A 9304-nucleotide genomic window follows, 5' to 3' on the forward strand; every position below is an offset into this window, starting at 1 on the left:
TGTTAATTAATGAAAACCTTCGAAACCGAAAGATTAATAATGAAACTCGCAGACTTAGACGATGCGGATTTCTTCCTTGAACTTTACAATACGCCATCCTTCATCCAATACATCGGCGACCGAAATCTTCGCACCAAAGAAGATGCAGAAAACTATATCTTGAACAGATTCCTTCCGCAGTTTCAGAAATTGGGATTCGGAAATTATGTTGTGATACTAAAAGAAGACAACACAAAAATCGGTGCTGTCGGGATTTTTGAAAGAGAAGGCTTGGATGTTCTTGATATTGGATTTTCTTTTCTCGAGAAATACGAAGGAAAAGGCTATGCCTACGAATCAGCAAATAGACTGAAAGAAGTTGCAGCAATAGATTTCGGAGTCAAAAAATTATCTGCGATTACTACAAAAGATAATTTCTCGTCTCAAAAATTAATCGAAAAACTAGGCTTGAAATTCCAAAAAATAATAACAATCCCGAATGATGACGCAGAATTGATGTATTATGAAAATTAATTTTCCAAAATCTGCGAAGCGTGGTCTTTGGTTTTTACTTTTTCAATTACTTGAATGCAAATTCCGTTTTCGTCAAAAACAAAAGTTGCTCTCACAATTCCCATAAATTCTCTTCCCATAAACTTCTTCCACTGCCAAACCCCGAATTTGTCTATAACATCGTGATTCTCATCCGCAATCACATCAAATGGCAATTCATTTTTATCACTGAAATTCTTCTGGCGTTTCACAGAATCCGCACTCACTCCAAGTAATTGAAAACCTTTCTTTTTCAAAACGGAATAATTGTCTCTCAAGTTACAAGCTTCCGCCGTACAACCGGGCGTGCTCGCTTTCGGATAAAAGAAAACAACGAGTTTTTTGCCTTTCAGTTTTTGAGAATCGATTTGTTCTCCGTTTTGATTTGTTCCGATAAATTCCGGTAAAGAATCGCCAACCTTCAACATAATTTCTATTTTTGTACGACAAAGTTAGCATCAAAATGACGAAAAAGCAAAGAGCCCAAATTGTTCAGGAAGAATTAGAAAAATTATATCCCGAAGTTCCGATTCCTTTGGAACACAAAGACGCTTATACTCTGATGGTTGCAGTGGCACTTTCCGCACAAACAACGGACAAAAAAGTGAATCAAATCACACCAAAGCTTTTTGCAGTTGCTGACACACCTGAAAAAATGGCAAAATTGAGCTTTGAAGAAATCCGAGAATTGATTAAAGAAATTGGATTAACCAATTCTAAAGCGAAAAATCTTAAAAAAATGGCGGAAGTCCTCGTGGAAAAATACAATTCGGTTGTTCCTCAAACTTATGAAGAATTGGAAAGTTTGGCTGGCGTTGGTCACAAAACCGCTTCTGTTGTGATGAGTCAGGGATTTGGTTTTCCGGCTTTTCCGGTTGACACTCACATTCACAGATTGATGACACAATGGAAACTGACATCAGGGAAAAATGTTGTCGAAACCGAACGTGATGCGAAAAGTATTTGGAACGAAAGTGTCTGGAACAAATTACATCTTCAAATCATCTTTTACGGACGAGAATATTCTCCGGCGAGAGGAAATCAGGAGAAAGATTTTTTGACTAAAATGTTGTTTGAGAAATAATCAATCCAATAATCTTCTGTGATAATTGATTTGTCCCAAATGATAATTAAGATGAGAAAGTAAATGGATTAGAAAATATCCGGTTGTCATTTTGTAAGCTAAAGCTTCTGTTTGATAATCTTTTTCTAAATCTCCTTGCGATAATTTATCCAATGCAGAATCAATCATTTTTATTGTAGATTCAACTTTTTCAATCAATTCTGTTCTGGGAATATTTTTCAAAGAGAATTCGAGTTCACGATTTCTGATATATCAGTTTTTCCCAACTCTACACCAATGTAAGTATTGAGATTTTCTACCAAATGAAGACAAAGATTACCTGCAGAATTCGAAATATTTTTATCGATTTTCTAGATTGAATCTTCACTTTTATATGACTCAATTTTCAAATTTTAATTTATTCAAATCTCTATTGTAAAGCGATTTTAGACTTTCTATTATCATAATTTTAATCTTTATTTTTCATCATTCTCCTCATATGAACATATTTGGATTGACGAATTTGGTGCGGATATTTTCGACCTTTCGGAATGTTGTTGAAAATCAAGGCTACAATTAATAAAATCAATGCGCCACTTAAAACAGGCGACAAAGCATACCAATATCCCAATTCCTGAATTTTATCTGAAGGAAGAACCGCAATTAAAGCGGTCGCTCCACCTGGCGGATGCATTGTCTTTGTGATTTGCATAATAACAATTGAAGAAGCGACTGCAACAGAGGCGTTCAGCCAAAGAATTTCTGGTAAAAATTTAAAAACCGTAACACCAACCAAAGCAGACAAAACGTGTCCGCCAATCAGATTGCGTGGTTGAGCCAAAGGACTATTAACAGCGCCATAAATCAAAACACTTGATGCGCCAAATGAACCAATTAGAAAAACATTTTCAATCTCCGAAAAATGTTGAGACTGTAAAAAAGCAATCAATCCGATTCCGAAAAAAGCACCAAGAAATGACCAAAAGTGGTCTTTGAAATCAATTAGCGTTTCCTGATAAAAGATATACTTGGTGTGTCTCAGTCTTCTTTTGATATGTTTTCTCATTATTTCACGCCTTTCGCCCAAAGATTCATTTTTCTTTCCAAAACCTCCAATGGAAGACAACCCTGACTCAAAACTTCATCATGAAAAGATGCTAAGTTGAACTTTTTACCTAGCTCATTTTGATATTTGTTTCTTAATTCTCGGATTTTCATCGCTCCGGTTTTGTAACTCAATGCTTGTCCAGGCAAAGCCATATATCGCTCCACTTCTGCCGTTGCTCCAGCTTCGTCATAAGCCACATTGCTCAAGAAATATTTAATCGCTTCTTCGCGAGACATCTGTCCTGTGTGAATTCCTGTATCGATAACCAAACGAACTGCGCGTAACATCTCATCACTCAAAGAACCCATTTTTTGATACGGGTCTGTATAAAGTCCAAACTCTGGTCCGAGCGATTCGCAATACAAAGCCCAGCCTTCGCCATAAGCACCAATCCAACCAAATCTCATAAACTTTGGCAAATTCAAATTCTCCTGCTGAAGAGAAATCTGATAATGATGACCGGGAATCGCTTCGTGAAGGAAAAGAGATTCCATACCAGAAGTCACATTGAATTTTTCTGGGTCAGGAATTGGCGTGTAAAAAATCCCGGGACGTTTTCCATCCGGACTTCCTTGGATATATTCTGCACTAGCACTGGCTTCACGATATTTTTCTGTTTGACGAATTTCAAAAGGCGTTTTTGGTGTTACATTGAACATCGTATTCAACTTCGGAGTGATTTTATCAAGAATTGATTGAAAAGCTCCCAGAACTTTCTGCGAAGTTTTGAAAGGCATTGCTTTTGGGTCGGTTTTTACATAATTTAGAAACTCTTCCAAAGAACCTTTGAAGCCAATTTGAACTTTCACCTTCTCCATCTCAGAACGTATTCTTTCGACTTCTACAAGTCCAGTTTTATGAATTTCATCTGGTGTTTTATCCGTTGTCGTCCAGCTTTTCACGTAATAAGCATAGATATTATTTCCATTTGGCAAAGCGCCGTAACCATCAGTCGCTCTGGATTTTGGAAGATATTCTTTCTCAAGAAAATCAGCCATTTTGAGATAAGCCGGAATCAATTTGTTTTTGATGGCGTCCTGATAAAGCTTAGCATATTTGTTAGTTGTTACCGGTTTGAAATCTTTTGGAAGATTCTTGATTGGCCCGTAGAAAATATTTTTTTCGATTTCGAAAGTTGTGATTTCTTCGGCCTTCATTTGAGGAATCATTTTTATGACTAATGATTTTGGAAGAACCACATTATTTTTAATTCCTAATCGGAAGTTTTCAATTGCAGAATCCATCCAGATTGGAAATTCATCAATTCTTTTCAACCAATTATCATAATCTTTTTCGGTTTTAAAAGGCTGAATTCCACTTCCGCTTCCCAACATTGGGAAAGTCAATGGTAAACCATCAAACTGCGTGAAAGGAATATATTCCGGATGATAAGCATAACGTTCTTGTTTGTCAATCAACGTATATTCCAAAACATCAAAAATCACTTTGTGAGAATCATCAAGACTATTGTAATCTACAGATTTCAATTGATTCTGAACAGAATTATAGAATGCAATTTCTTTTTTAATAAAATCAGAACTTAGATTATTTGGTAAAAGATCATTGTACCTTTCGTCTCCTTGTGAAGTAGCTTCTAGAGGATAAAACTTAAGATATTCTTCGTAATAATTAGATGCAATAGAATCCAAATCCGAAGATGTAGAACCTACGGAAGTCTTCATCATCGGAGAATCTCCTTTTTTGCAGGCAGTAACAGTAATAATTAATCCAAAAACCAATAATATTTTGTACAAAGAAGTCATCTTAATCAATTTTATAGTGTAAAGATAATATTTTCAAGATTACCAAAACAGCCCTGATTTTTAAGGGGTTCAGAACTTAAGGTTAACACAACATCAAGAATCATATCAATCTTTATGATTATTATCAAAAATAATCGACAAAAATTTTTCACATTCATCCAATTTTTTATCTTTGTTAGACACAATTAAAAAAATTATTTCATAATCTATTATCCTTATAATGAAAGGAATATTGAAGATATACCACCCAGAGGAGACTCTGAAGTATTTTATTGACAGCACCTATTGCAAATCTGTCTACAGCAACAAGCAGAATTTTTTGGAAGTTGAAGTTATTACAAATGACTCTTTGGACCACGTTGAGGACGACTCTCTGCAATACAATTTCCCTCAGATTTCCCTTAATATTTTTGATTTCCCAATCACCACTTCGGAATTGGAAGGACAGACTTTCTCTATAGAAGACACGGATGATGAGTCTTATACAGAAGTTGACCTTTTTGATGATGAAGAAGCATTCTTATTGGAGAACGAATTGGAATTTGGCAAAAACGAGAATGATGATCTTCAGCTTTTATGGACAGGGAAAATCACAGATTTTTACACAGGTTCTGAAAATCCTATTGAATTCAAATTAAAATGCAACTTCCGTCCGGACGAGATAGAAGTTGACGACTAATCTTTTCAGAAAATAATATTTATATTTACGATTCGTTATAGATAATAAGTTATAACGCAAATAAGTTATTCCCTATGTATCAGGATTTAGATGATATTATTTTCGAAGACAAACACAAAGCTTACGGTGCCTATGAGCACAGAAAGCATTATGATTTTACATTAACCAAGGCTTTGGTTATAGGAATTTTCATTTTTTCCATTTTATTCTGTCTTCCAGCTACTTTTATTAAATCAAAAAAAATAACGGCTGTTAATAGCGAAAATATCATTCCTGTTGAACTGACAGAAATGCGCATCAACTATGGTGACAATAGAAACGGAAAAGGTTTGGAAGAACCCAAGGAAGAAGAAGGAAGTCCAGCACCAATAGTTGAGAAAAAGGAAGAAAAAGAAATCGTAACCGAAGTTGCAAAAGTCTCCAAAGAAAAGTCAGAAAAAGACATTCCGGAAAATGTAGTTCCCACTCCTACCAGAACAAAAAATCCGCCCGTTGCAAGCAAAAAATCGAATGAGAAAACAAACTCTCCGGCTGTTGCAAATTCCACAAAAAACACAAATGGGAAAAGCAATGCAAAAGGTGATATCAAAAAAGAAAATGCAACCGGAGACGGAAAAGGAAACGCAGCAATTGGAAATCTACTGAAAGGAAGAGGAACAAAACCCGGCTCACAAGGAAACGGAACAGGACCTGGAAATTACGGAGATCCACTTGGCGGAGATGGCGATGGAACAAGTCTTATTGGTGTTGATAGAAAATTAATTGGGTTCATCCCTGGAACGATGGGAAGAGGTGGAGCACAACCAAACCACGATTGCCAAGCCAGCGGAAGCATCACCATTTCTTACACCGTTGATAAATCTGGAAAAGTAACTTCTGCAAGGAGATTAAGTGGCGTTTCTGACCCTTGTGTATCAAGCACAGCAATCAATTGGGTGAAGCAATATGTGAAAGCAGAAGCATCCAGCACTGCATCCAAAGGAACTTATAAAATTGTTTTTTAGCATTCCTATTAATAATCATATTTCGTAAAGTTTTCTTTAATCCACTTCGATTAATTCTCTGGTAATTCATAAATTTGAAACTGTAACAAACAATTATAAACTATGGCAAAACAATCGTCAATATCAATTTGGGAATTTCTTTTTGGAGGAGGTCTGCTAAGTGTTTCCCTTATCATTATCCTCATATTTTTAGGAATTGCAGCCCTAGTTTTTTTTGGACAGAAATTATATGCGCTTAATAGAGAAAATCAGGTTGACCCTTATTTATTAAAAAACGTGAATGACCTTCTGAACGACGGAAGAATCCAATCTGCCGTTGATTTTTGCAGAAGAGATAATTCTCCAGAATCCAGAAGTGTTGAAAAAGGACTTAACAGATTAGGTCGCCCGATAAGCGAAATTGCCAACGCAATGGAAACTCAAGCTCAGATAGAACTTAACAAAGCAGAAAAAAACATCAATTTTCTAGCAACACTTTCTGGTGCTGCGCCGATGTTAGGACTTCTTGGCGGTATTCTTATTCTAGCATCCACATTCGGAACAATATCTAAATCCGAAACTGTAGTTGCTCAAAATCTTTTAGCTGTTGATTTTTACAAAGCGCTTGCTCCTTCTGCAATTGGGCTTTTGGTAGGATTTCTATCATATGTTTTTCATAATATCTTGGTTTCAAAGGTTGATTATCTCTTGATGAAAATCCAGTATCATACGAACGAATTTTTGGATATCATCAACAAACCTGCATAAGGAATGGAATTCAGTAGAAAAACAAAAAAATTATCCGGACTTCCGATTGCATTTTATGTGGTTGCGTTGTTATTTTTTGTGCTTTTATTTTCCTTTAATTCTCTTTACTACAAAGCTTCTGAACAACCAAAATCAGTCAAAACTGAAGTTGAAAAACCCATTATTGAAGAACAAAAACAAGATTCTGTTGTAAAACCGGAAATCTATGTCCCGGATGTTGAAGTTCTGCCTCCTGACACTGTTTCTATTGCTAAAGCCCCTCCAAAAGAGGAAAAGAAAGAACCTATTAAAGAAGACAAAAAAGCAACAGAAAAATCGGTGAAAGACGATAAAAAACTTGCTAAAAAAGAAGAAACGAAGGATTCAAAAACAACGGATTCCAAAGAAGACAAAATCACCAAAATAGGGAAAGATAGAATTCTTACCGCTTTCATTCCCGGAACGATGGGAAAAGCAGGAAAATTACCTTCTCACAATTGCAAAACCAAAGGTCAGCTTGTGATGTTCATTACAGTCGACAAAGCTGGAAATGTAACCAATGCCGGACGAAGCAGCGGAATAAAAGACGCTTGTAATATTACCGCAGCGGTGATTTGGACAAAGCAATATGTGAAAGCTAAAAAGTCTCAGAATATTTCGCAGGGAACTTATACTATTAATTTCTAATTTTTAGAATTTCCATTTCAATTAATTGATTTTAAATTTTCTTCATTTATACATTTTGGATTCATCTTATTTTTAAATTTGTATTTCATTTTGAAATATGACTTCACAAGAATATCAGGAAGCCGTTGACTGGCTTTTTGTTCAAGCTCCAAATTACCAAATCGACGGACAAAAGGCTTACAAACCCGGACTCGATAATATTAGAAAACTTTGTGATTTTTTCGGAAATCCACAAGATAAAATCAAAACAATTCATATCGGAGGGACTAATGGAAAAGGTTCTACAAGTAATATGCTGGCTTCGGTTCTTCAGGAATCCGGGTTTAAAATCGGACTTTATAATTCTCCGCATTTGATTGATTTTACTGAAAGAATCAAAGTCAATGGAAAAAATTGTGATAAGGAATTTGTTTACAATTTCATTCAAAAACTGAAGCAATTACCGGAAGATATTCGACCTTCTTTCTTCGAATTCACAACGATAATGGCTTTCGAATATTTTCATCAGCAACAAGTTGATTTTGCCATTATCGAAGTTGGTTTAGGCGGAAGATTGGATTCAACTAATATCATCAAACCTTTGGTTTCTGCGATTACAAACGTTCAGCTTGACCATCAAAACATTCTAGGTGATACAATCGAAGAAATTGCCTTTGAAAAGGCTGGAATCATTAAGAAAAACACCACAATCATTTCTGGCGATGAGAATTCTTTAGTAAAGAAAATCATCATTAATAAAGCTAAAGAAAACGATTCTCATTTTGTAGATGCAACAAAAATCGAAGCAGCTTTAGAATCAGATTTAAAAGGTAATTATCAGAAAAAGAATATCAGAGTTGTTTTAGCTTTAATTGAAGAATTAAGAAAGCAAGGAATTAATATTAATGATGAAAATCTAAAATCCGGACTTCTGAATGTTCATCAGAATACCAACTTCATCGGTCGTTGGTTTGAATTTTCAAAAGAACCTTTGACGATTTGTGATACAGGTCATAATCAAGCTGGTTTGGCAGAAGTTTTCAATCAATTGAAAGGTTTTTCTGAACATAAACATATTGTTTTAGGCTTTGTTAATGATAAAAAAATCGATGATGTGATTTCAATGTTGTCTTCGGAAGCCGAGTTTTATTTTGTAAAACCAAGCGTTTCCAGAGGAAGACATCCCGAAGATTATGAATATTTGCTAAAAAAGTCAGAATTAAATTATAAAATTTTCGACACCGTCCAAGATGGCTATCTATCTGCAAGACAGAACTGTAAAAAACAAGAAATGATTTTTATAGGCGGAAGTAACTTTGTAGTTGGAGATTTTTTAGAAAAAAATTTGCAAACAAAGGAATAAGTTGTATATTTGCACCACTCAAAACGGTAACACGTTAAGGGCTCTTAGCTCAGTTGGTTCAGAGCATCTGGTTTACACCCAGAGGGTCGGGGGTTCGAATCCCTCAGGGCCCACAAAAAGGATACTGAAGCCTTTATAAAAATTTCAGGGCTCTTAGCTCAGTTGGTTCAGAGCATCTGGTTTACACCCAGAGGGTCGGGGGTTCGAATCCCTCAGGGCCCACAAAATCTCTCAGTTTTCTGAGAGATTTTTTTTGTTTCCATAGTGTATAACTACATCTCCCGGATCAGTACCAAAACTTGGGATCAGTACCAAAACTTGTGTTTAAGCAAAAATGTTTTGTAGTCTGAATAGAAAAAACGCCCGATCCCTAACTCCTCTGAAGTTGCTTCTAAATTTTT

General features: G+C 35.5%; 11 protein-coding genes and 2 tRNA genes. 9 read left to right on the forward strand and 4 right to left on the reverse strand.

Annotated features, from left to right (window positions below):
- Nucleotides 1–9: 9 nt before the first annotated feature.
- Nucleotides 10–513, forward strand: a complete 504-nt coding sequence (locus DRF58_RS10790; RefSeq protein ID WP_116035372.1) for a GNAT family N-acetyltransferase — start codon at nucleotides 10–12, stop codon at nucleotides 511–513.
- Here DRF58_RS10790 and bcp read toward each other — a convergent pair.
- Nucleotides 510–959: a thioredoxin-dependent thiol peroxidase gene (bcp, locus tag DRF58_RS10795; protein ID WP_116035374.1), complete on the reverse strand. Its 450-nt coding sequence runs from the start codon at nucleotides 957–959 to the stop codon at nucleotides 510–512. The genes DRF58_RS10790 and bcp overlap by 4 nt on opposite strands.
- A 35-nt stretch (nucleotides 960–994) precedes the next feature.
- Between bcp and DRF58_RS10800 the strand changes: the two genes are divergently transcribed.
- Complete coding sequence (locus tag DRF58_RS10800) at nucleotides 995–1615, forward strand: endonuclease III domain-containing protein (protein ID WP_116035375.1); 621 nt, start codon at nucleotides 995–997, stop codon at nucleotides 1613–1615.
- Here the strand turns inward: DRF58_RS10800 and DRF58_RS19025 are convergent, their stop codons facing one another.
- From DRF58_RS19025 to DRF58_RS10815, 3 genes are all read right to left on the reverse strand, one after another.
- The gene (locus DRF58_RS19025; RefSeq protein ID WP_317124861.1) at nucleotides 1616–1837 is read right to left on the reverse strand and encodes a DinB family protein; all 222 of its coding nucleotides are present in this window, start codon (nucleotides 1835–1837) and stop codon (nucleotides 1616–1618) included.
- Nucleotides 1838–2063: 226 nt separating this feature from the next.
- A complete protein-coding gene (locus DRF58_RS10810) occupies nucleotides 2064–2660 on the reverse strand; it encodes an HPP family protein (RefSeq protein WP_116035377.1) in 597 nt (198 codons plus the stop codon).
- On the reverse strand, nucleotides 2660–4465 hold the full coding sequence (locus DRF58_RS10815; RefSeq protein WP_116035379.1) for a DUF885 domain-containing protein: 1806 nt from the start codon (nucleotides 4463–4465) through the stop codon (nucleotides 2660–2662). The genes DRF58_RS10810 and DRF58_RS10815 overlap by 1 nt, the downstream gene beginning before the upstream one ends.
- Before the next feature lie 220 nt (nucleotides 4466–4685).
- On the opposite strand from DRF58_RS10815, the gene DRF58_RS10820 reads away from it, so the two are divergent.
- The 7 genes from DRF58_RS10820 (at nucleotide 4686) to DRF58_RS10850 (ending at nucleotide 9125) form a co-directional block, all read left to right on the forward strand.
- Nucleotides 4686–5144 carry a hypothetical protein gene (locus tag DRF58_RS10820; RefSeq protein ID WP_116035380.1) on the forward strand — a complete coding sequence of 153 codons (459 nt, stop codon included), beginning with the start codon at nucleotides 4686–4688 and terminating at the stop codon, nucleotides 5142–5144.
- 74 nt (nucleotides 5145–5218) lie between these two features.
- On the forward strand, nucleotides 5219–6148 hold the full coding sequence (locus DRF58_RS10825) for a ferric siderophore ABC transporter substrate-binding protein (RefSeq protein WP_245955405.1): 930 nt from the start codon (nucleotides 5219–5221) through the stop codon (nucleotides 6146–6148).
- A 102-nt stretch (nucleotides 6149–6250) separates the two neighbouring features.
- A complete protein-coding gene (locus DRF58_RS10830; RefSeq protein WP_116035382.1) occupies nucleotides 6251–6895 on the forward strand; it encodes a MotA/TolQ/ExbB proton channel family protein in 645 nt (214 codons plus the stop codon).
- A 3-nt stretch (nucleotides 6896–6898) separates the two neighbouring features.
- Entirely contained in the window at nucleotides 6899–7561 is a 663-nt protein-coding gene (locus tag DRF58_RS10835; protein ID WP_116035384.1) for a hypothetical protein, read from the forward strand.
- A gap of 97 nt (nucleotides 7562–7658) precedes the next feature.
- On the forward strand, nucleotides 7659–8903 hold the full coding sequence (locus DRF58_RS10840; protein WP_116035385.1) for a bifunctional folylpolyglutamate synthase/dihydrofolate synthase: 1245 nt from the start codon (nucleotides 7659–7661) through the stop codon (nucleotides 8901–8903).
- A gap of 38 nt (nucleotides 8904–8941) precedes the next feature.
- Nucleotides 8942–9016, forward strand: a tRNA-Val gene (locus DRF58_RS10845).
- Between the two features lie 34 nt (nucleotides 9017–9050).
- A tRNA-Val gene (locus tag DRF58_RS10850) sits at nucleotides 9051–9125 on the forward strand.
- Nucleotides 9126–9304 lie beyond the last annotated feature (179 nt).

This window comes from Epilithonimonas hispanica (assembly GCF_003385395.1).
Taxonomy (GTDB): Bacteria; Bacteroidota; Bacteroidia; order Flavobacteriales; family Weeksellaceae; genus Epilithonimonas; species Epilithonimonas hispanica.

Coding starts and splice junctions, on each gene's coding strand:
- DRF58_RS10790 (WP_116035372.1), top strand. CDS start 10: ATGAAAACCTTCGAAACCGAAAGATTAATAATGAAACTCGCAGACTTA.
- bcp (WP_116035374.1), bottom strand. CDS start 959: ATGTTGAAGGTTGGCGATTCTTTACCGGAATTTATCGGAACAAATCAA.
- DRF58_RS10800 (WP_116035375.1), top strand. CDS start 995: ATGACGAAAAAGCAAAGAGCCCAAATTGTTCAGGAAGAATTAGAAAAA.
- DRF58_RS10810 (WP_116035377.1), bottom strand. CDS start 2,660: ATGAGAAAACATATCAAAAGAAGACTGAGACACACCAAGTATATCTTT.
- DRF58_RS10815 (WP_116035379.1), bottom strand. CDS start 4,465: ATGACTTCTTTGTACAAAATATTATTGGTTTTTGGATTAATTATTACT.
- DRF58_RS10820 (WP_116035380.1), top strand. CDS start 4,686: ATGAAAGGAATATTGAAGATATACCACCCAGAGGAGACTCTGAAGTAT.
- DRF58_RS10825 (WP_245955405.1), top strand. CDS start 5,219: ATGTATCAGGATTTAGATGATATTATTTTCGAAGACAAACACAAAGCT.
- DRF58_RS10830 (WP_116035382.1), top strand. CDS start 6,251: ATGGCAAAACAATCGTCAATATCAATTTGGGAATTTCTTTTTGGAGGA.
- DRF58_RS10835 (WP_116035384.1), top strand. CDS start 6,899: ATGGAATTCAGTAGAAAAACAAAAAAATTATCCGGACTTCCGATTGCA.
- DRF58_RS10840 (WP_116035385.1), top strand. CDS start 7,659: ATGACTTCACAAGAATATCAGGAAGCCGTTGACTGGCTTTTTGTTCAA.